The sequence below is a fragment of the Paenibacillus sp. FSL H3-0329 genome (genome assembly GCF_037963285.1).
Lineage (GTDB): Bacteria > Bacillota > Bacilli > Paenibacillales > Paenibacillaceae > Paenibacillus_AQ > Paenibacillus_AQ odorifer.
In genome coordinates this window covers 6,621,103-6,642,996 of the sequence record NZ_CP150150.1, presented here as the reverse complement: position 1 = coordinate 6,642,996, position 21,894 = coordinate 6,621,103, and the positions used below count along the sequence as shown (strand labels likewise).

Sequence of the window (21,894 nt, the reverse complement as noted above, 5' to 3'; positions counted from 1 at the left end):
GGCTGCCCTCAGTAATAACCTCGAGAGGCAGCTTTATTAATGTGAGGAAGGGATGGCAGATGCATTTTTTTCTGAGAATATCCACCAGGATGATGCGTTTACGCAAACGGTCGATCGGTTTGATTATTTTGATCTTTATAATTCTTAGCGCATCGATAGCTTACCTGCTTGAACCGAGTACATTCCACAACTGGTTTAATGCCTTCTATTGGGTCATGACAACGATGGCAACCGTTGGGTATGGGGATTATTTTACAGAGACTGTAGTGGGTAAGCTATTCACCATGTTTCTGTATATTTTTGGGATTGGTCTTCTGAGCTTGGTTATTGGCAAGGTCATTGACTCTATTGCAGAAGTGCAGAGAAGGAGAGGAGCAGGAACATTGAGCTTCCGGGGAAAGGATCATGTGATATTAATCAATTGGAGTAAGAAAGCGCAAGCTGCGGTAGATGAGGTGTTATGCTATTCACCTAAATGTCATATCGTCATCATTGATGAGATAGGACGGCATCCGCTGGAGCATATGGAACAGGTCCACTTTGTAAGCGGTGATGCTTCCAGCGATGAGATTCTCCTTAAAGCTAACATACACGAAGCCCGGGCAGCCATTGTGTTCGGAGACACACGGATTGATGAAGCATCGCTAATTGACGGGAAGTCTCTGCTTATCGCCTCCAGCATTGAGCGCATAGCGCCACAAGTACATACTACCGTAGAAATTATGCAGGAGAAGAATATACAGAATTTCAGGCATGTTCAGGTCAATGAATTCGTTCTGTCGCATGATGCCATTTCTAGATTGGCTGTCCGATCCGCTCTACAAGAGGGGAATTCAGAGGTGATTACGCAGCTGCTGAGCCGCCAGTATGGGGATGATATTTATGAGATTCCAGTGAATAGTGCATGGAAGACCTATGGGCAGGCGTTTCAGGAATTGCTCCTTCAAGGTGCAACTTTACTCTCGGATCGTAGTGACCTTAGCATCAATCGCAAGCTGGGCCAGCCTATTCCTAAAGAGGCTAGATTATATATTGTTTCGGATGAAGAGACGTACCGGAGAATTAAAGGTTAGGCCAGAGATAAGCGAGTAAGCGGATTTTCGGGAGAAGGGCTTCTCGGAATTCCGCTTCTTTTTGTTTGCCGTTCCTTCCTTAAGGGTAAGAGATGAATATTATCGTTACTCTACCTTTCGGAAGGAGCCATTGTTAATGAGTGAACAGCAAAAAGTGAACGGAAATAGCAAAAATGAGCAACTGGAACAGTTTCGCAGTAAGGACGAAGGTCACGCTTTAACAACCAATCAGGGATTGAAAGTGTCCGAGGATGAGTTCTCCCTAAAAGCCGGTGACCGGGGGCCAACCTTGCTGGAGGATTTTCATTTTCGGGAAAAAATGACCCATTTCGATCACGAGCGGATTCCTGAGCGGATCGTGCATGCACGCGGATTTGCCGCCCACGGGGAGTTTGAAGTATATAAATCGTTGAAAGAATATACGAAGGCGAAATTCCTTCAAGATCCGTCCGTAAAGACCCCGGTGTTTGTCCGGTTCTCAACGGTAGCAGGATCACGGGGTTCAGCCGAAACTGTGCGGGATGCCCGGGGCTTCTCGACCAAATTTTATACCGAAGAAGGCAATTATGATTTGGTAGGCAATAATATGCCGGTCTTTTTTATACAGGATGCGATTAAGTTCCCTGATCTAGTGCATGCGCTTAAGCCGGAGCCACATAATGAAATGCCTCAGGCGGCATCAGCCCATGATACCTTCTGGGATTTCATCGCCAATAACCAGGAATCGGCCCATATGGCGATGTGGCTGATGTCTGACCGCGCCATTCCGCGAAGCTTCCGGATGATGGAAGGGTTTGGGGTTCATACCTTCCGTCTGATCAATGAGCAGGGGAAAGCACATTTTGTTAAATTCCATTGGAAACCAGTGCTTGGTGTACACTCTTTGGTGTGGGACGAAGCACAGAAAATATCAGGAGCGGACCCTGACTTTCACCGACGTGATTTATGGGAATCGATTGAAGCTGGCAACTTTCCGGAATACGAGCTGGGCATTCAGCTTCTTAGTGAAGAAGATGAATTCAAGTTTGATTTCGACGTGTTGGACCCTACAAAGCTATGGCCAGAGGAAGACGTGCCCGTGCAGATCGTTGGGAAAATGACCTTGAACCGCAACGTGGATAATGTTTTTGCCGAAACGGAGCAGGTGGCTTTCCACCCTGGACATGTAGTGCCAGGTATTGATTTCACCAATGACCCGCTACTTCAGGGCAGACTATTCTCTTATACGGATACCCAGCTGATTCGGCTTGGGGGTCCTAACTTTCATGAATTGCCGATTAATAGACCGGTGTGTCCTTTTCATAACAACCAGCGTGACGGATATGGGCGGCAGACGATTAATCAGGGCAGTGTGAGTTATCATAATAATTCGCTGGCCCAAAATACACCGAGACCTGTCCCAGAGGCTGAAGGCGGTTATGTGCATTATCAAGAAAAGGTTGAGGGCCGTAAGGTACGGAGCCGGAGTAAAAGCTTTGAGGATCATTTTTCACAAGCCAAGTTATTCTGGAATAGTATGAGCCCTCCGGAACAATTGCATATTATCGAAGCTTATTCTTTCGAGCTTGGGAAGGTTAAGAGTAAGTCGGTCCGACAGCAGGTCGTAAATATGCTCGCTAACATTACCTCTGAGCTTGCTGTACCTGTGGCAGAAGCCATTGGAGTAGCGGCTCCAGAAGTTGGCGGTTCTGAGGTCACTCAAGCTTCCCCAGCCTTAAGTCAAGCTAATACGAAAAAACATCCCAACACGCGGAAAGTAGGCGTGATTATCGGGGATGGTTTTGATGAAGCTGCGGTAATGCCTGTATTGGACACGCTTATGGGAGCTGGGATTCAACCGGAGCTAATCAGTGATAAGCTTGGATTTATTAAAGGCTCAAACGGCACAGAGCTTGAAGTCATCCACACCTTATCCACTACAGATTCGGTGCTCTTCGATGCGATTTATGCGGCTGGTGGAAATGCAGAGCGCAAGAAATTCCATAAAGATGCAGCGCTATTCCTCAACCAAGCATATGCACATTTTAAACCCATCGCGATGACCACAACACTTGCTGAGCTGCTTGCAACAGATGAACACAGAAGCAGTCCGGGCGTCGTAATAGGCGATGGTGGGGAAGTTTTTGCGGCTAGCTTCGTTGCGGCCATTTCTGCCCATCGTTTTTGGGAACGTATGGAATAAAGTAAATAGATGATAGAAAAAGAGGGGTCTGCTCGTCAGAAGGCGTGTGGATGCCTCTTTTTTTCATCTAATGGTTTCATAAATTTAACATTTGGATTAAGTATGTGATGTATATTACCGTTATAGATAATACTAGGCAATATAAGCAGATGCTTAGGGAGGTGATTTTTTGAGGAAAGAGATAGCTGTTGCTGTAGTGGTACTTATAGGTTTTACAGCATTAACAGCATGCGAGCAAACAGCAACGCCGGCATCAACACCCTCGCCCTCCGCGAATGTTCATACAACAGAGCCACCGAATCCTACGGGTTCGGCTAATAATGATGTGGGGGACCATTCACAGGAATTGGATGCTTTAGAGCAATTTATTGTTACGAAGCTTACCGGCTCGTCCGGTGTTTATACGAATTTAATTGAAACAGAGCAATCCGGGGAAGCGGCAAGCGGCCATGAGATTCTAAGTGAGTCTGCCTCTCTGAGGATGCTGGCAGCCGTACGGAGTGGTGAGAAAGAGCGATTTGCAGAAGAATGGGCGCTGGCTAAGCAAACCTTTGATATGAAGGGCGGTTTTAGCTACCGATATAGCCCTAAACAGCAGAAATTATATCCTGTGAATGCTGCCGTTGATGACTTACGTATCATTCGTGCGCTTTATGAAGCGGGGGATACGTTTAGGGATAAACACTATACAGAGGAAGCGGATAAGTATGGTGAAAGATTTTATAACTATAATGTAAAAAATGGATATATGTATGACTTCTATGATGAAAATTACAAAAAAACCAACACATTCGTTACTTTATGTTATATTGATTTAGGTACAATGCGAAAATTGTCGGTTTCTGGAGAATCTCGTGAATTTTTGTTGAATAATATGAGCGTTATACTGAAAGATGGATATTTATCAGATGAGTTTCCCTTCTATGAAACAAGGTTTAATTATGAGAGTGGAACCTATACTTCGGAGAATATCAATACAGTAGAATCGCTACTGTCTATTCTGGCTTTGGCAGAGGTAGACCAGCAGAAATCCCCCAGCATTGATTATATCAAGCAGCAGGTCGAAGCTGGCACATTATATGGACAATATTCGCGTGAGGGAAAGCCGCTTAACGATATTCGCTCAACAGCCATTTACGCTATTACGGCTATGATTGGTGCCGAGATCGGAGACGATGCACTCTATCGCAAAAGCATTGAAAGAATGAACGAGTTCAGAATAACCGATGCCGGCAGCTCACTGTATGGAGGCTTCGGCGATGTAGCTAGTGGCCAAGCCTATTCCTTTGACAATCTGATGGCATCATTGGCCTATGTCTATTAATTTAAACCTATAGTAACGAAGGTGAATCTGCATGATAAACAACACGGTGAAATCACCTCTGAGGCAGGGGATGACACTCGCTAACCTACCTTTGCCATTGTCCCCGGCTTTTATCACTGCTGTTGGAGTGTTGCTTATAACCATCATAGCCTTATTTACCGCCCCGTATGTCGGAATGGCGGATAATGGTGATTTTTTTCGCAGCATCTATAGTAACGGAATTTATTTCAATCTGCCGGATTATGACGAGCAATACTTTGGTTATTTTGTAAAGCAATATGGAATCTTTCAATATTTTAATGAGAATGGCGCGACATTATTTTCTTCGCAGTCCCTATTTATCAAGCTGGCCATTGGACTTAATAAGCTGTTTTTTAGCAGCGAGGTTTTCGATATCCGGTTTCAAGCAGTCATTTATACGATTTTATATGTTGCGGCGATCTACTTATTAATAGAGGCTGTTACATGGGGGATGACCCGCAAGCAGGGATGGGTCACTGCAGGTATTGCTATTTTTATATTTGGAGATACCGGGTATACCGCTTATTTCAACTCCTTTTACGGCGAGAGCGTCGTGATGATCACGATGATTACTATGTTCGCAGCTTGGTTGTTGTTATATCAAAAAAGATACAATGACTATGTGCTGCTGGCCCTGTTCTTGATCAGTACGATCATCCTGACTACTTCCAAGCAGCAAAATGCGCCAGTGGGTATAATCATTGCGGTTCTGGGGTGTTCGCTCCTTTGGATTCGCAGGGATAAAATATTTCGCATTCTGACAATGGTTTCCCTTGCTTTGATCCTGTTCGCGGGTGTGTTCACCTATTTGAATATCTCGGATGAGTTCGTGAATATTAACCAGTTCCATGCCATGACCCGCGGGGTGCTGAAGGATTCCTCCGATCCGGAGAAGGCACTGAAGTCATTCGATATTGATGAACAATATGCCATCTTGAAGAATAGCATTTATTACGAGAAGTACGGAACTATTGATGTGAATTCACCAATCCTCCAAGAGAACTTTTACAGTCGTTACGGATTTGTTTCGATCCTTAAATACTATATATCGAATCCGGATCAGCTTAACTCGATTCTTAATGTTGCTGCTCAAAGTGCATTCTCGATTAAACCAGCGGCGATGGGCAATTATGAGCAATCCGTTGGGAAGGAATTTCGAGCACAAAGTCACTTTTTTACTGGATATAGTCAGCTGAAAAAGGCTTTGGCACCACGAACGATAGGTTTTATCTTCCTTTGGACAGTGCTTGTCATTGGTCTGTATATGCCTTCCCTCGTAACAGCCATCAAGGCACGCAATTTTAGAGGATTGCAGCGGATGGTATTGATTGTCGCTACGATAGGCATTGGTCTTTCAGGCATTTTTGTATCGATTATTGGTGCCGGTGATGCCGACATTTCCAAGCATGAATTCTTGTTCACTTTATCTTTTGATTTGGTGACCTTTCTGACAGTATCTAGTGTGATCGGACGCAGATTCTCGAAAAATCGCAAAAAGCCGGTTAACGAAAGTCCCACCACTTCTAGTCCATATACAAAGCCTCAAAAGGATGTGAGTGTTTGAAGCGCAGAGGGATCTTATACTGTATATTGCTGCTGACCCTGAGCTTAACCATCCTATTGCTTCCCGCCACTCCTGTTCAATCTGCTGCATCACCACAACAAGTCTTACTGCTCTATGACAGCCTTGCCAAGGGGACCGCTAAGGATGGAAATGTGACTGAACTTCAACGTCTGCTGGCGGCTTACTCGACAAGGGTTACACTTCGAAGCCTAGATCAATACGAGCAGGGGATGCTGAAAAATTACTCCAGAGTGATCATGGTCCGTAACGAAGCGGATATTTCGATCACGAATAAATCCTATATAGAGGATTGGGAGCATTATCAGGGGCAGTACTTGCATATTGGGTACAACCCACCCGCTAGTCTAACGAAGGCGTTACAGCTAACCACTGATGTGATCTATGACGGGAGTGCTGAGCTCGAAATTGGACAGTTCTCCGGAATTCAAGCTAAGGTGCAGGATATGCCTTATATTGTAGCGAGTCAGGCGGTCAAATCCTTCGGGCAACTCTCTTTTGCGGAGGAGGGTCTGCAAGCACCGTACGCTGTGAGTAAGGGGAATGATACATATGCCCCATATTTTGAACAAGGGAATGTCAGTACGCTGGGGATGGCGTATGTTCTGAAGGATTGGCTCCATATCACTGCTGCTCCTAAAATGTACCTTGCGATCAAAGAAATCTATCCTTTCTCTGATCTGCGATTGCTGGCAGAAACGGGTGAGCGGCTATATCAACTGGGGATTCCGTTTCTTGCAAGTGTGCGGCCTGTGTTCAGCAATACCGATTATCCGGCCATGCAGCGCTATTTAGTGGCCATGAAAAGTGTGCAATCCAGCAATGGAAGCATTCTGGTCAATGCCCCAGTGGTGATGCCAACGATAAGCTCCAGTGACCATACGCTTAAAGGAAAGATGAATGATTTCATCAATCTGTTGGCCGAAAACGGGCTTGGGCCACTTGGAGCCGGAGCGGAGATGCATTGGTCGTATGACAAAGAGTATTCAGAAGCGGGGATGAGCTTTTTTGATTCCGTGGTGTTATATCCGGATGAACAGATTGATTATATGGAGCAGAGCGACACCTCTAAATCCTTTCCATCCTCTTTATATAGCGTTCCGCTGGAATTTCTTCAGGCTTTGCATACATCCAATAAAGTGATCCCGCAATTGCCGCTGGATACTGTAATCACCGTCGACATGCCCGAGGATGAGCGTCAGCTTGAAGAAATGCTGCAAAGTCTGGAGCGGAATTGGGTTTCTTTTGCCGATTATAAGCAAGAAGAGCATCAGGTGGTTACTGATCAGAACACAATCTCCTCATTAGATGGAATGATTTCTATTAATGGACAACCTCTAAGCCTGGACTATACACCGGAAACAGTAGATAGCGATTATCGCTACACAGAGGAGCAGCAAAAGAGCTTCACCCGACTTTTTAATATTCAGAATCAATTTTTTATTGTTGTGATCATGATTTCTCTGCTGCTGTTTGGCGGATTGTTGATGATCGGATACCGGTTATATCGCAGAAAGTTTTTGAAATGAGACAACTAATCGTGATTTGGAGGACCCTATGACGATTTCAGACGTGCTGATGGTGATTGCGGTGATCTGTATTTGGTCTCTGCTGCTGGTGAATGTGACCCTCATTATCGCGGGCTATCTATATTACATTAAATCCGAAAATGAGGACATACCAGAGATAGAGGGTGAATATCCTTTTGTTTCAATTATGGTTCCCGCTCACAATGAGGGGGTAGTGATTTGTAAGACGGTTGAATCTCTGCTGGCGCTGGATTATCCGCAAGATCGGTATGAGATTATTGTGATTAATGATAATTCCTCTGATAACAGTGCTGAGCTGCTTGCGGGCGTACAATCCCGAAATCCGGGGCGTCAGCTGGTAGTCATTAATACGGATGCAGTTACAGGAGGCAAAGGCAAATCCAATGCCTTGAATATAGGCTTTACCAGCTGTAAAGGGGAGCTAATCGCCATTTATGATGCCGACAATACTCCGGAGAAAACAGCTTTGCGTTATCTGGTTGCTGAGATCATGCATGATTCCAGCCTCGGTGCGGTGATTGGGAAGTTCCGGACCCGTAATCGTGATGCAAGTTTACTGACCCGGTTCATTAATATTGAGACCTTATCCTTTCAATGGATGGCTCAAGCGGGGCGCTGGAAGCTGTTCAAGCTTTGCACTATTCCGGGAACAAATTTCATTATGCGCAGGTCTATTGTGGAAAGCATCGGTGGCTGGGATGTCAAAGCGATAGCCGAGGATACAGAAATCAGCTTCCGGATTTATATGATGGGTTACCAAATCAAGTTCCAGCCCAAATCCGTCACGTGGGAGCAGGAACCACAGACCCTGAAGGTCTGGTTCAAGCAGCGAACCCGCTGGGCGAAGGGCAATATTTATGTCATTGTCAAAAATATCCCGCTGCTGTTCAATAAATCGGCCGCAAAGGTGCGGTTCGATATTCTTTATTTTCTATCCATTTACTTCTTGTTGCTGCTGTCGTTAATCACCTCGGATGTGCTGCTGATCCTGCATGCTTTGGGTTATGTGCATACTACTATTGCAGGTCTTAGTAATTTCTTATGGCTGCTCGCTATTATTTTATTCGTTGTGGGGACCTTCATTACGCTAACAACAGAAAAGGGCGAGATGAGCTTGTCCAATCTAGGGATTGTAATGTTGATGTATGTGTCTTATTGCCAGCTGTGGATGGTTGTCGCGGCTAACGGATTATATCTATACCTGAAAGACCTCATCTTCAAAAGAGAAGCCAAATGGTATAAGACGGAGCGCTACTAACGAGGCACCAAAAAGTCATATGAGAAAAATGTAATCACAGGAGAAACAGAACATGAAGATAAAAAAACAGCTGGTTATACTGTTAATCTGCCTCTCCCTTTTCTTAATTCCAATCCATCCTGCTGCCGCAGAGACGTTGCCACAGGATCATAAGTCTACTTATACAACCTCATTCACGGGAACAGACTCGTCCTTAACAGGTTCGAGTGCCCAGCAGCAATATTTTGAGGTTCTGGATTATTGGAATGTGGATCAAGTAAAGATCAAACTGCATTTTCAAATTTCACAAATTACCGAAGAGCAGATTTCTAGTGTTACCTTAACGCTAAACGGCAGCCCGTTCTATACGTTTCGTCCGTCACTACAAGACAACGGCGAACAGCTGTTGACCCTTGCGGCGCCCAAGGGGTTTCTGAAAAAAGGGACGAATACGCTGGGCATTCAGGGCTATTTAAAGACAGATCGTAAAGATGACCTCTTTTGTTCGGTCGATGAAACGTCGGATAATTGGCTGCATCTGTTCAATACGTCCAGTGTTAACGTGATTTATACCGCAAAGCCCTTGAGTGGAGGGATCAGTGACTTCAGCGAGCGATTCGCCGGGATAGATACCTTAACGAAGAGTCAGAGTATTCTGACTGTACCGGACAAAAGCACAGCGGCAGAAATGGAAGCAGCCACTTATGCGCTCTCCGGGTTTGTTAAGGGGATTACGTTAAATGATAAGACTATTCCCCTACTTCCCTACTGGGCAGACACTGTGCAGAATAAGGCCGCAGTTGTACTGGTAGCTATGTATGACAGAGTACCAAGCGAACTGAAAGCTAAGCTAAGCTCCACTGAAGATTTGGGTACGCACGCGCTGCTCCAGCTAGTGAATAAGGATACCCAGCCCACCTTGGTTGTAACCTCGAAGGATGAGAACTTGCTGATTAAAGCGGGTCGTTTGATTGCTAATCCAGAGCTGATCGGGCAGATCACTAGTGATCTGAAAACAGTAACGGATGCTACAGAAGTGTCAGCACCTGCGCTTTCGATTAGCTCTAACATCACGTTCACTGAGACAGGTGATAAACTGACCGGGGCACATCATCAGGAGCAGACGTATTTTATTTCATTGCCAGCGAACCGCTCGATTGCCGATTCCGGTAAAATCAGCCTGGATTTCCGTTATGCACAGAATTTGGATTTTACTCGTTCATTGGTTACCGTGAGCATCAACAATACTCCGATTGGCAGTAAGAAGCTGACTAAGGAACTGGCGAATGGCGATATTCTTAATCTCTCGGTGCCTCAGAACTTGAATATCTCCGGAAATTTCTCGGTGACAGTGGCTTTTGATTTGGAGATCGAAGGAGCCAGATGTATTATCGATCGGGATCAAATGCCATGGGCTTATATCAGTAAAGATTCTGTAATGCAGCTGAATACGAAGGATCGCACGGATCTCTTATTTAATAACTATCCATATCCGTTCATCCGCGATGGGATCTATAATCATGTAGCGGTTGTACTGCCCGAACAAATGGATGATTACGCCTATTTAAGTGTATCGAATATCTTTAATCTGCTTGGTAAATATGCCAGCGGAAATATAGGGAATATCCAGTTCTATACCGATACTGTCAGCGCCGATCATTTGAAAAATAATAATATCATCGCTATTGGTGCTTATAAGAATAATAAGGTGATCCGTGATCAGAATGCTAAGCTTTATTTTCAATATAACGGAGATGGAACCACAATTCGCTCCAATGAGAAAATGAGTATTGAAGAGCAATACGGTGCACGAATCGGAACACTGCAGCTGATTGATTCGCCATTTGAGGCGGGACGTGCATTGCTCGCGGTTACGGGAGTCAGCTCGGAAGAGTATTACTTAGGATCGAAGCTGCTCGCTACAGAACGGGACAAGTGGAAGGTGTTTGGCGATGGTGCAATCGTTGATAAAGACGGTAATGTCAGCGCACACCGTTTCAAAACGATCACTGGAGCAGCCGAGGACTCTGTGGCCCAGAAAATAATGGAACGGTCGGATGTACTCAGTTTTATCATCGTGATTTTACTGGTGCTGACGCTGGTAGTTCTATCGCTGATCCTACTGCTTCGCAAACACATGAAGAAACGTGGTGATAAGCGTGAGACGTAATCGCAGCTTAGTGTCGGACATCGCTCTCTTATCATTCCTGGTGTTATCGTTCCTCTGTATCGTCTTCATTGCCGGGGCACCGGATGATTACCTCCAGAATATTATCATTTTAACGGTGGCTTTTATTCTGGCCATTGTTACGTATTTTACAACGGTCACTGCGGGTCTGGTCTTGAATCTGGTGTTTATCTTTGCTTACGGATTCTACACGATGTACCAGACGATAACGCTAGGGGAAACGATTAGCCTGAATACTTATTTCTGGTTAATTATGACTCCGCTATTAACGGTCGTTCTATGGGTATTCACTTTAAGCAGCCGTGATTTGCAGGTGGAGAATGAGCAGCTACGCAAAAAGACTGCCAATATGGCTATCGTCGATGAAAACACAAATTTGCGGAACAGTATTTCTTTTCAGACGGATGCTACATTATTTACAAGCATTTCGACCCGCTATCAGATTCCGCTCACCCTGCTAGTGGTGAAGGTGAAGTATTGGAAAGAGATCAGACGGATCATTCCTGAAGATCAGCTGGCAGAAGCTATCTATGATGTGTCTCAGCTTAGTCAGGCGAGTATTCGTACCAATGATGCACTCTATCTGCTAGATAAGGATGAAGCAACATGGGGCCTGCTGCTGTTCACGGACAGCGATGGGGCGAAGATTGTGATCGAGCGGATTAAGCTCAAGCTTCAGGAGTTGAATGACAATAATTTCTCCAGAAAATATAAGGTCAGCCTGGGTCTTAAGATTGGGGCGGTCGAATACCAAGCCGGCACGATTGAGAATCCGCTGGATTTCATTGTTCAGGCCAAAAAACAGCTGGAGTACGACGTGTAGGCCAGCTTAAAAATCAACAGTTTCACTATCAGCCTCTGTATGGATGGCGATGAGCACGCTTGCCGGCTCATCGCCTTTATTTATGACCAGATGTGGCACACAGGCATTCCAGCTAAAGGAATCCCCCGCTTGGAACATCCCGAAATCTTCACCTTGCTCCGCATAAACCTCACCTTTTATCACTAAATGGACCTCTTTGCCTTCGTGCGCCTGCGGAGTTTCACCCGTAGAAGTACCCGGAGGGAAATGGACAAGCACCATTCGTACACCACCTGCCGAGCTTAAATGTTCAACTTGCAGTTGATCACTTCCACTGCTGGTGATTTGCCGCTCCTTGGATCGTACCACCTGCATCCGCTCTTCCTTTTTTAACAGCAAATAAGCCAACGGAACGTTCAGTGCATCAGCAATCAGGCTAAGGGTAGCGATCGAAGGAGAGGTCTTATTAGTCTCAACTTGGCTCATAAAACCTTGTGACAGGCCAGTAGTTTCACAGATTTGGGCAATCGTTATATGTTTTCTTTTACGGATTGTACGAATGTTTGAACCTATATTCATAAGTAAAGCCCCTTTTAATATTAGTAATAGCAAATATATTTTTATATTAACAAATTATTAATTGACATACTAGCCAGAGGTTTATAATATTATCCTTACAAATATTATTTTTGTATTACAAATATTTTGAAGGAGTGTTTAGTATGAAGGCACCTTATATATATGATGTCAGTCTACCTTCCGGCTACGATGTGAATCGGGTTTATCCGGTTATCTTCACCTTGCATGGCAAAGGTTCCAATGAGAAGAATATGTTCGGACTTGTCGAGCCCTTGTCTGAAGAGTTTATTATTATCGGGATTCGGGGAAATATGATTTTAGGGGCTGGATTTCAATATTATGATCTCAAAAGTCTAGGTCATCCCATCCGTGAGCAGTTTGATCAGGCTGTATCGCAATTGCAGCAGTTTATCGAATACGCCACCGACAAATATCCTATAGATGCTAAACACCGTTATCTGCTTGGCTTCAGTCAAGGAGCCATTTTGTCCATGACACTCGCTCTTACAATGGGGAATTCGCTTCGGGGAATTGTGGCGCTGAACGGTTATGTTCCGGGGTTTGTGAAGACAGATTATGAGCTGAAGAGTGTGCAGGAGGTATCGGTATTCATCTCGCATGGTGAATATGATTCTGTATTTCCAATTTCAGTGGGGACAGAAACAGCCGCTTATTTCGAAGGTCTAACCCCATTATTAACCTTTAAAACTTATCCTTCGGATCATGGTGTATTACCGCAGAATCAGCAGGACCTGATCGCTTGGTTACTGCAGAACTTAGGGAGTGATAAACTATGATACCTTCTTACTTTATTGCCCACGGTGCTCCTTCTCTGGTACTTGATAACAATGCATATACGAAATTTCTTGGGGATCTCGCTGAGAGGAATGTCAAACCTAAAGCGATTGTTCTATTTTCTGCACATTTTGAAGAACACAAACAGTCGGTTGGAGTTATGGAGACTTTCGACACCATCTATGATTTCTATGGCTTCCCAGATGAGATGTATCGAATGACTTATCCTGCCAAAGGAGACAATGAGGTTGCACAGCAAATTATGTCTCTGTTCCACAAGAATGGGATTGTCAGCAAATTAAATACAGAGCGTGGACTAGATCACGGAGCTTGGGCTATTCTTAAATTAATCTATCCGAATGCAGATATTCCTGTCGTGTCTTTGTCAGTTAATCGAGAGCTGTCCAATGAACAGCAATATTTAATGGGTAAGGCTTTATCTGAGCTGCGTGAGCAGGATATTATGATTATTGGCAGTGGTGGAACCGTCCATATTTTGCGTAGCGTGAAGTGGGGAATGGAGAACGTCGAGAAATGGGCAGAGACATTCGATGACTGGCTGCAGCACAGGGTGGAAGCTTGGGATACAGAGTCACTATTTAGCTATCAGGAGCTTGCTCCCTATGGTATTGATGCAGTGCCGACTAATGAGCACTTTATCCCTCTGATAATAGCTATGGGAGCTGGCGATAAAGGGAAAGAAGCGAAGCTGCTGCACCGAAGTTATCAGTATGGCAATTTAAGTCTTAGCTGTTGGGAGTTTAATTAAGAAGGAGGCATTAATGGTGGACTTGGGACTTCGTGGGAAATCAGTTTTTGTAGCCGCAGCAAGTAAAGGGTTAGGACTCGCAACTGCGCTGGAGTACGCCCGTGAGGGGGCGAAGGTAATGATCGCCAGCAGGAGTATGGAGCAGCTTGTAGACGCACAGAAAGAGATTCAGGCAGCCACAGGACAGCAGGTGAACATTGTTCAGATGGATGTGACTGTCCCAGAGGATATCGTACATGCTATTCAAACGGTTGTAGCCCAAAACGGTGGGCTTGATGTTGTAGTGACCAATGCGGGGGGGCCTCATGGCGGAGGTTTCGCTGATATGGAAGACGCGGATTGGAACCAAGGATTTGAGCTCACACTGATGAGCACCATTCGTTTGATCCGTGAATCACTGCCGCATCTGCGCTCTTCTGGGGCAGGGCGAATCGTTAATATAAGCTCGATTTCTATCAAGCAGCCTATTGAGGGACTAATTCTTTCCAATGTTTTTCGCGCTGGCGTGTATGCCTTGACCAAGAGCTTGGCTACTGAGCTGGCTGCGGATCGCATTTTAATTAATACGATCGCTCCAGGGCGTATTGCAACCGACAGGATTCTTCAACTAGACGGCAAACGTGCACAAGCCGAGGGGATCCCTATGGAGCAGATTCAAGAGGAAGCGCTGCTGCAAATCCCGTTAGGAAGATTGGTCACGCCCGAAGAATTCGGCAAGGCTGCTGTTTTTCTAGGCTCTTTTGCGAATACTTATGTTACGGGACAATCTCTTTTAGTCGATGGAGGAATGGTGAAATCGCTCTAACCTCCGGCGTTATGGGTAGGCTTTGAAAGGTTATGGAAATATTAGTAATTTCAATATTAGTTGCTTTGTGCTCTAAATAAGCGTATGATGGAGCGGTGGTCTAAATCGTAAGATTTACGAATTTTCCTACGTTTATTAGGTTATACTATATATAAACCTACAGATCATTTGGATAATTTACCATAAAGGCTCCACGAATTTATTCAGAAGGAGGACGATTAGAATGAGAGAAGGCATACATCCTAAGTACAACCAAGTGATTTTCTTGGATGCAAGCGTAGGCTTCAAATTCTTGAGTGCATCTACTAAATCATCCAATGAAACTATGGAATGGGAAGACGGCAACACTTACCCAGTGCTCCGTGTGGACGCAAGTTCCGCATCCCACCCATTTTACACTGGTAAACAAAGAGATACAGAACAAGGCGGCCGTGTTGACAAGTTCAAACAACGTCTTGCACAAAAGAAATAAGAATCCTTACGGATTGAAGAGGGACAACCCATGTAGAAGCAATCGCTTCGGGGATGTCCCTTTTTTGTGTTCAGGCATGTTAAAATGAGATGAATTTAAAAATATACATGGCGTCGAGGGAGCGATCAGTGATGGAAAATGTAATAAAAGTAGATACAGTCCTAAAGAGTGAAGACGTTCAGGAGTTTAATTTATGGTTCAGCTTGAATAGCCGGATTATACTCAACTCTTTTAGCGTAGTCGCTTACTTTATGATTTTGTTATTAATTACTAAGGATTACAGTACTCAAAGCATCTCAATCCTGGCTGTGACTGCTATAATTCTTGCCGCTGTCTTATGGTATATGACCAAGGCAAGCTTGATCAAAAAATCCAAGAAGGCGTTCAAAACAGATAGCCTAATTCAGCAACCGCAAAATTATACGATTTCAGATGAAGGCATATCTTATCTTTCCGAAGCGGGCACTGGACAAGTGAAGTGGGAAGAGATACATAAGATAGGTGAAACTACGAACTTGTTTGTGTTTTTTGTGTCCACACAGAGAGCGCTGATTATCCCTAAACGTTTCTTTGAATCGGCACAAGATAAAATAACATTTAAGGATTTAGCCAGAAAATATATGTTCTCCAATCGGGTGAAATTTAAGGCATAAGATGTGCTGTTATTGTTGATTCATTTGTACCAAGGATTAGGCTATAATGATAGGAGCGACTTGAAAAATAGGAGAAATATGGCATGCCATGGATTCAGGGATATCCGTATTACTTATTAATGGGCAGTGTTCTAAGTCTGTACATGGGCGTCAGCTCCTATCGGCACCGTAAGTTAGCAGGGAGACGCTATTTGTGGATCTTAATGCTGTTAGTCAGCCTTATATTTGTTGCAACGGCGGGAGAGATTATGTCACTCTCTTTTCAGTCTAAGCTGTGGTGGAAGAATGTGCAGCAGGCTCCGCTTTTTTTTAGTGCGCTCTTTACTTATGCTGTGGTAAAAGAATACGTATCTCCTTCCACAGGGCGCCTGCCCGTGAAGCTTGCAATCTTCTCTATCCCTATTGTTATGGATGTACTTCTTATTTTTACGGATAGCTATCATCATCTGATGCGCAGTGAAGTGGCCGTCCTGACGGTCGCGGGTGTTAGTGGAATTGCTGTAAAGCCTACGCTCCTTAGTATGGCTTTTATTGCGTATGATCAGCTTTTTGGGCTATATGCAGTCTGCTTGCTGGCAGTTTCCCTACTGAATACCCCGAGAGTTTATTTGCGGACTAATTTGCTGCTGTTGGCGGGTTTGCTAGTTCCAGTTACTTCCGTATTTTTACTCCCCCTCTTGAAGATTACCATTACAGGTTTTACGGCGTTTACTTATTTGCCTGCGATTATAGCGGCTTATTTCGCACTTTTTGTTAGCTCCAAATTAACCATCTTCCCTCTAACCAAAAACAAAATTCTAGAGCACATGAAAGACGGCGTAGTTCTGACTGACCGTTATGATAATATCATTGGCATAAACGATGCGGCGACTGCTATTTTATACGACATTACCGGAATAGCGAACGATAACTGGATGGGAAAAAACATTGATCTTTTTATGAAGTCTCACGAAGACATTGCAGCTCATTACAGTCAGAGGACGGAGGGACAGTTTGAGGTAGTTTGTTCTGGCGCAGGGGAGCTCTGTTATGGGGTTTCTTTAATTGCTACGGAACATGCGACAACAGAGAATAAGGGTATGCTTATTGTGTTTAGTGATCATAGTGAGAAGAAGCGGTATGAGCGTGAGCTGGTCTATCAGGCAACGGTTGACGATCTGACAGGGCTATATAATCGCAGGCATTTCATGCAAAGGGTCCAGAATCAAACGATCCCGGATGGATTAGGATTGGCTCTGCTGTTATTTGACATTGATGATTTTAAATTAATTAATGATACTTATGGTCATTTAGCGGGCGATCAGGCGTTAGTTGATTTCTCGAATAAAATACTTCAGGTATACCAGAATAAAGGTATTGCTGGAAGAGTGGGTGGCGAGGAATTTGCCGTATGCTTTTTCGCTGAAGATAAATGTGCAGCCTTAAAAGAAGCAGAGAATTTTCGTACAATGATGAGTGATTACACGATAATCTTGAATGAACAGGATAGCATTCATCTTACCGCAAGTATCGGAATCTCTTTTACGGAGCGTAGAGAGGTGACTTTCGAAGATTTATATCGGGAAGCGGATGAAGCGTTATATCACTCTAAGAATACAGGGAAGAACAGAGTTACGTTAGGTCGTGAACCGATCATAAGAGAAACAGTAAAGGGATAAGAACATCGAAGATAAGGGAGTGGCCTAATGAATCTGACTGTTGATGAAGTGATGAGCAAGCTTGAGGAGATGGGTACAGAGCAGACGAAACGTACCTTCTTACGACATGGCGCAGTGGAACCTTTATTTGGAGTAAAGGTAGGGGATATGAAGAAGCTGGTTAAGGATGTGAAAAAAGATCAGAGTCTGGCAAGGGCTTTGTATCAGACAGGCAATTACGATGCAATGTATTTGGCTGGGCTAACCGTCAATCCCAAGACTATGACGAAGCAAGAGCTTCAAAGCTGGGCTTCGGCGGCCAGTTGGCATGCGGTAGTGGAATATATAGTATCCCCTCTCGCCGCAGAGAGTCCATATGGATTGGAACTTGCGAGAGAGTGGATTCGTTCCTCGGATGAACTAATAGCCGTTTGCGGCTGGAGCACTTATGCAAATTACATTTCAATTACACCGGATGATAAGCTGGACATCGCTGAGATTAGGGAGTTGTTACAACAAGTAGGCGCTACTATTCATCAGGAGCGGAATCGTGTCCGTTATACGATGAATACTTTTGTAATTATGGCGGGCAGCAGTATCACAGAACTGCATGAGGAGGCAGCAAAGATCGCAGCAGGTATAGGTAAGGTCCAGGTGAACATGGGACAAACCGCTTGTAAAGTTCCCATGGCTGTTGATTATATTGCTAAGGTTGAACAGGCTGGGAAGCTAGGTGTGAAGAAGAAAACTTGTATTTGCTGAGTTAGATATTTAGGTAACCCTTCAAGGAGAAAGGCACTTGTGGGGTTTTTTTTTATTCCGGTAAAAACAAGTGTTTCAACCCTGCGGAAATTGTTTAAATTAGCAGCAGTCAAAATTTACATAGAAGAATTAATGAAGCCTTATTCAAGTAATCTTTTGCAATGATGTAGAATAGAAAGGGGTTTATAGTTAGAAGACAGGACGGAGGCTAGTTGTGAACAAACGTCGATTCACTTTGCAGTATAAAATACTGTCAATTACAGTTTTAATCGTGATCTGTCTATTAGGATTTGTTTTTGTCATGCATGGAAGAATCAATGCTCTACAGCGGGAAACCAGCTTCATCTCTCATCAGGATCGAGAGATTACTAATTTGGCTAATCTAATTGAGAAGAATATTTTAGATATGGAAACCGGACAACGTGGATATGTCATCACCGGCGATAACAAGTATCTGGAGCCCTACAATTTGGGTAAGGCTGAATGGGAAGCTAATTATGATAAGCTTTACGTGCTGACTGCTAATGATTCTTTACAGTTACAGCGTCTGTTGGGTATTGAAAGTAAAATTAAGCAATGGATCGAACAGTCGGGAAATTATGTGATCCAGTTGAAAAAAGAGGGACAGGACGCTGAGCTCCTAAGATACTTCAATTCCGACGACGGCAAAGATCAAATGGACCGGATTCGTAATCAGATCAGCACTTACCGCGAGACGATGAAAGAGAACACCAACAGTCTGATTGCTAGACAAGCAGACAAGAATAAATTATTGCTAGAGCTTCTTTATATTGCTTGGGCAATTATAGCGGTTACCGCGATGGTCGCTTCGTGGATCAATTCACGCGCCATCGTTAGTACGGTTCGTAAAGTTACCCATACGATTGCAGAATTGGAATCTGACGAAGATATGAAGACAAGGATAGAGATCACCACGAATGATGAGATCAGGGATCTGAGCGTAGCTACGAATCATCTGATAGACACGCAACAAGAGCGGATATGGATTCAGGCTAACGCAAACGAATTGTTGGCGAGGTATCAGGGCATCACACATATCTCGCAACTGGGCGACATTTTTCTTGGCAAAACCGCAGAAGTCCTCGATTACCCATATGGTTCCTTATATGTTCGAACACAGGACCATGATCGAGATTTCTTTAAGAGAGTCTCTACTTTTGGCGGAAGCAGTAACATTCCAGATCAGCGGGCATTCCAGATCGGAGAAGGTCTAGTTGGACAATGTGCTAAAGAGGCGCGCTTGATGCAAATACAGGATCTGCCGGAGGATTATATTAGCATACAATCTGGGTTGGGTATTTCTGCGCCGAAGGCGCTTCTACTAATGCCGATTTCTTTTTCGGGTGAGGTAGTTGCTGTGGTGGAAATCGCCGCCTTTGCTCCACTTACGCAATTGCAGGTTAAGTTCCTAGGGTCTATTTCGAATGCCTTTGGCTCCGCAATTAACAGTACGATTAGCATTATGAAGATTGACCAACTTCTGGCACAATCTCAGCGTCTAAACGAAGAGCTACAGGTATATACCGAGGAACTACAGACTCAGTCTGAGGAGCTGCAAATCCAGACGGAGTCACTGCATGCAACGAATAGAAAGCTGGAGGATAAGAAACTGCTGGCGGAACAAAAGTCACTAGAGGCGGAAAGAGCTCAAACGGAACTCAGTGAATACACAGAGTTATTGCAGCAAAGCTCACAATATAAATCAGAGTTTCTGGCTAACATGTCTCACGAACTGCGAACTCCGCTTAACGGCATTCTGCTGCTCTCCGAATTTCTTATGGAGAATCAGTCGGGAGCTTTAAGCGAAGAGGATATTGAATTCTCAAAAGCCATTCATTCTTCGGGACAAGATCTGCTGGCGCTGATTAATGACATTCTGGATTTGTCCAAGGTTGAGGCAGGAAAGCTGAATATTGAAATTGAAGCGATAAATATATCGGAGATTCCGGAGGCAATGATCCAGAACTTCAGTCAGCTTTCCCGTAAAAAAGAGATTCCTTTGCAAATACAGCTGGGAGAGAACTTACCCCCGCTGTTTTATTCGGATGCTCAAAGAGTGCGGCAAATTATTATAAATTTGCTGTCCAATGCGTTTAAGTTTACAGCGGAAGGCGCAGTCACTCTGGAAATCCGTTCAGCAACTAAGGACGAGCTGCTGGATTTGGCAGATTCGTATACAGGGGAATTTATTGCCTTCGCCATCAAGGATACTGGAATTGGGATTTCAAAAGAAAAGCAGTCGATTATCTTCGAGGCTTTTCAACAGGCAAATGGAAATACAGAACGTCAATATGGTGGAACAGGGCTTGGGTTATCCATATCTAGAGAGCTGGCAACCCTGCTCGGTGGTAGAATTATAGTGGAGAGTCAAGAAGGAGTGGGTAGCGTCTTTACAGTGTATTTGCCCTTGAAGCTTGAGGCCCCAAGCCTTGAGGAAGTGGCTGATCAAGCGACTGTTATTCAAGAGATTGGGAATGGAGTGGTACTTGCCGCTACAACGGCTGAGGATACACGTAATGACTTCACTTCTCTGAATCAAAAGCATGTACTTATCGTGGATGATGATGAACGGAATTTGTTTGCTTTATCAAATACCCTAAGAAAGCGCGGGCTGCATGTAACTACAGCTACTAACGGAGAGAGCGGCCTGTTTGAACTGGAGCAAGCGGCTTCTATAGACATCGTTCTTATGGATATTATGATGCCAGTGATGAACGGATATGAGGCAATCAATCGGATCAGACAAATGCCCGCAAAGAAGGATATTCCCATCATTGCACTGACTGCAAAAGCGATGAAGGAAGATAAGGCTAAAATCCTTCAGGCAGGTGCAACAGATTATCTTAGCAAGCCGATTAACCTGGAACGTTTATTAGCGTTGATGCAATTGATTCTAGCTAGCGATTCATGAAATAGATAATGGACGGAAACAATCATGGGGTGTCCTAGTAGTCATGACAATGGCTGCTGGGGCACCCCTGTTTTGTTGACGTTGAACTAGACCTCTAACTTCGGATAATTCAAACGAAGTTGCGCGAACGAAGTAACTATAATCTGCTATCGGACACAGCTGACCGTTAACGCAGCTTTTTACCACATTTGTAATTCTAACGGACCCCACTGACGCTATTGGCATAAAAAATACCGAATATGCCCTCTTTTTAATGAATGGTGGCGCTGGAGTCCGAAACGCTGCTCTAAAGGCGGAAAAATCGGAAATAACGTCATCTGGGTCCGTAAGCCTCGCAATTATGATCATCCAAAACTCTGCAGCAAGGCGAGCAAAAGTGTACCTAGGCGTTCAGCCGGCTTTCGTTTGCCTCAAATGCTCTGAAGTGAGTCAGCCACCCTATTGCCCAAAACGCAAAACAGCGATCCTCCGATAACGGAAGGATCGCTGTTTTAATGTCTCTTTGGAATCTTTTTAATAAGATTCCAGTCT

At 44.4% G+C, this 21,894-nt stretch carries 17 protein-coding genes; 16 read left to right on the top strand and 1 reads right to left on the bottom strand.

What is annotated here, in order from left to right; genetic code table 11:
• The first annotated feature begins 89 nt into the window (after positions 1 to 89).
• The 8 genes from NSQ66_RS29305 to NSQ66_RS29270 all read left to right on the top strand — a co-directional run bounded on the left by NSQ66_RS29305 (position 90) and on the right by NSQ66_RS29270 (position 11,980).
• The gene (locus NSQ66_RS29305) at positions 90 to 1,073 is read left to right on the top strand and encodes an ion channel (protein ID WP_339192539.1); all 984 of its coding nucleotides are present in this window, start codon (positions 90 to 92) and stop codon (positions 1,071 to 1,073) included.
• A 136-nt stretch (positions 1,074 to 1,209) separates the two neighbouring features.
• On the top strand, positions 1,210 to 3,255 hold the full coding sequence (locus tag NSQ66_RS29300) for a catalase (protein WP_036682183.1): 2,046 nt from the start codon (positions 1,210 to 1,212) through the stop codon (positions 3,253 to 3,255).
• 169 nt (positions 3,256 to 3,424) lie between these two features.
• Positions 3,425 to 4,579 (top strand): glycosyl hydrolase family 8, encoded by a 1,155-nt coding sequence (locus NSQ66_RS29295; RefSeq protein WP_249267651.1) that lies wholly within the window; start codon positions 3,425 to 3,427, stop codon positions 4,577 to 4,579.
• Positions 4,580 to 4,610: 31 nt separating this feature from the next.
• Positions 4,611 to 6,164: a hypothetical protein gene (locus NSQ66_RS29290; protein ID WP_076140644.1), complete on the top strand. Its 1,554-nt coding sequence runs from the start codon at positions 4,611 to 4,613 to the stop codon at positions 6,162 to 6,164.
• Positions 6,161 to 7,711, top strand: coding sequence for a hypothetical protein (locus NSQ66_RS29285; RefSeq protein ID WP_076140646.1), 1,551 nt, complete (start codon positions 6,161 to 6,163; stop codon positions 7,709 to 7,711). Before NSQ66_RS29290 ends, NSQ66_RS29285 begins: the two co-directional genes overlap by 4 nt.
• A 28-nt stretch (positions 7,712 to 7,739) precedes the next feature.
• On the top strand, positions 7,740 to 8,990 hold the full coding sequence (locus NSQ66_RS29280; RefSeq protein WP_076140648.1) for a glycosyltransferase family 2 protein: 1,251 nt from the start codon (positions 7,740 to 7,742) through the stop codon (positions 8,988 to 8,990).
• Between the two features lie 52 nt (positions 8,991 to 9,042).
• A complete protein-coding gene (locus NSQ66_RS29275) occupies positions 9,043 to 11,139 on the top strand; it encodes a cellulose biosynthesis cyclic di-GMP-binding regulatory protein BcsB (protein WP_081386819.1) in 2,097 nt (698 codons plus the stop codon).
• Positions 11,129 to 11,980, top strand: coding sequence for a diguanylate cyclase (locus tag NSQ66_RS29270; protein WP_036682174.1), 852 nt, complete (start codon positions 11,129 to 11,131; stop codon positions 11,978 to 11,980). The genes NSQ66_RS29275 and NSQ66_RS29270 overlap by 11 nt, the downstream gene beginning before the upstream one ends.
• A 6-nt stretch (positions 11,981 to 11,986) precedes the next feature.
• Here NSQ66_RS29270 and NSQ66_RS29265 read toward each other — a convergent pair whose 3' ends face one another.
• The gene (locus tag NSQ66_RS29265) at positions 11,987 to 12,538 is read right to left on the bottom strand and encodes an XRE family transcriptional regulator (protein ID WP_076140650.1); all 552 of its coding nucleotides are present in this window, start codon (positions 12,536 to 12,538) and stop codon (positions 11,987 to 11,989) included.
• 143 nt (positions 12,539 to 12,681) lie between these two features.
• Between NSQ66_RS29265 and NSQ66_RS29260 the strand changes: the two genes are divergently transcribed.
• The 8 genes from NSQ66_RS29260 to NSQ66_RS29225 all read left to right on the top strand — a co-directional run bounded on the left by NSQ66_RS29260 (position 12,682) and on the right by NSQ66_RS29225 (position 21,363).
• The gene (locus NSQ66_RS29260; protein WP_036682167.1) at positions 12,682 to 13,335 is read left to right on the top strand and encodes an alpha/beta hydrolase-fold protein; all 654 of its coding nucleotides are present in this window, start codon (positions 12,682 to 12,684) and stop codon (positions 13,333 to 13,335) included.
• Complete coding sequence (locus NSQ66_RS29255; protein ID WP_076140652.1) at positions 13,332 to 14,102, top strand: class III extradiol ring-cleavage dioxygenase; 771 nt, start codon at positions 13,332 to 13,334, stop codon at positions 14,100 to 14,102. The genes NSQ66_RS29260 and NSQ66_RS29255 overlap by 4 nt, the downstream gene beginning before the upstream one ends.
• 16 nt (positions 14,103 to 14,118) lie before the next feature.
• Entirely contained in the window at positions 14,119 to 14,907 is a 789-nt protein-coding gene (locus NSQ66_RS29250; RefSeq protein WP_076140825.1) for an SDR family oxidoreductase, read from the top strand.
• Between the two features lie 223 nt (positions 14,908 to 15,130).
• A complete protein-coding gene (locus NSQ66_RS29245; RefSeq protein ID WP_036682161.1) occupies positions 15,131 to 15,379 on the top strand; it encodes a type B 50S ribosomal protein L31 in 249 nt (82 codons plus the stop codon).
• A 131-nt stretch (positions 15,380 to 15,510) separates the two neighbouring features.
• Positions 15,511 to 16,032: a YcxB family protein gene (locus NSQ66_RS29240; RefSeq protein WP_036682157.1), complete on the top strand. Its 522-nt coding sequence runs from the start codon at positions 15,511 to 15,513 to the stop codon at positions 16,030 to 16,032.
• An 83-nt stretch (positions 16,033 to 16,115) separates the two neighbouring features.
• Positions 16,116 to 17,690, top strand: a complete 1,575-nt coding sequence (locus NSQ66_RS29235) for a diguanylate cyclase (RefSeq protein ID WP_076140654.1) — start codon at positions 16,116 to 16,118, stop codon at positions 17,688 to 17,690.
• A gap of 33 nt (positions 17,691 to 17,723) precedes the next feature.
• Positions 17,724 to 18,431, top strand: a complete 708-nt coding sequence (locus tag NSQ66_RS29230) for a DNA alkylation repair protein (protein WP_038574984.1) — start codon at positions 17,724 to 17,726, stop codon at positions 18,429 to 18,431.
• 214 nt (positions 18,432 to 18,645) lie between these two features.
• A complete protein-coding gene (locus NSQ66_RS29225; protein ID WP_081383979.1) occupies positions 18,646 to 21,363 on the top strand; it encodes a CHASE3 domain-containing protein in 2,718 nt (905 codons plus the stop codon).
• The last annotated feature ends 531 nt before the right edge of the window (positions 21,364 to 21,894 follow it).

Bases quoted from the DNA above. Each gene is read 5' to 3' on its own strand.
- NSQ66_RS29300 (WP_036682183.1), top strand. From the start codon at position 1,210: ATGAGTGAACAGCAAAAAGTGAACGGAAATAGCAAAAATGAGCAACTG.
- NSQ66_RS29290 (WP_076140644.1), top strand. From the start codon at position 4,611: ATGATAAACAACACGGTGAAATCACCTCTGAGGCAGGGGATGACACTC.
- NSQ66_RS29235 (WP_076140654.1), top strand. From the start codon at position 16,116: ATGCCATGGATTCAGGGATATCCGTATTACTTATTAATGGGCAGTGTT.
- NSQ66_RS29240 (WP_036682157.1), top strand. From the start codon at position 15,511: ATGGAAAATGTAATAAAAGTAGATACAGTCCTAAAGAGTGAAGACGTT.
- NSQ66_RS29305 (WP_339192539.1), top strand. From the start codon at position 90: ATGATGCGTTTACGCAAACGGTCGATCGGTTTGATTATTTTGATCTTT.
- NSQ66_RS29280 (WP_076140648.1), top strand. From the start codon at position 7,740: ATGACGATTTCAGACGTGCTGATGGTGATTGCGGTGATCTGTATTTGG.
- NSQ66_RS29265 (WP_076140650.1), bottom strand. From the start codon at position 12,538: ATGAATATAGGTTCAAACATTCGTACAATCCGTAAAAGAAAACATATA.
- NSQ66_RS29275 (WP_081386819.1), top strand. From the start codon at position 9,043: ATGAAGATAAAAAAACAGCTGGTTATACTGTTAATCTGCCTCTCCCTT.
- NSQ66_RS29255 (WP_076140652.1), top strand. From the start codon at position 13,332: ATGATACCTTCTTACTTTATTGCCCACGGTGCTCCTTCTCTGGTACTT.
- NSQ66_RS29260 (WP_036682167.1), top strand. From the start codon at position 12,682: ATGAAGGCACCTTATATATATGATGTCAGTCTACCTTCCGGCTACGAT.
- NSQ66_RS29245 (WP_036682161.1), top strand. From the start codon at position 15,131: ATGAGAGAAGGCATACATCCTAAGTACAACCAAGTGATTTTCTTGGAT.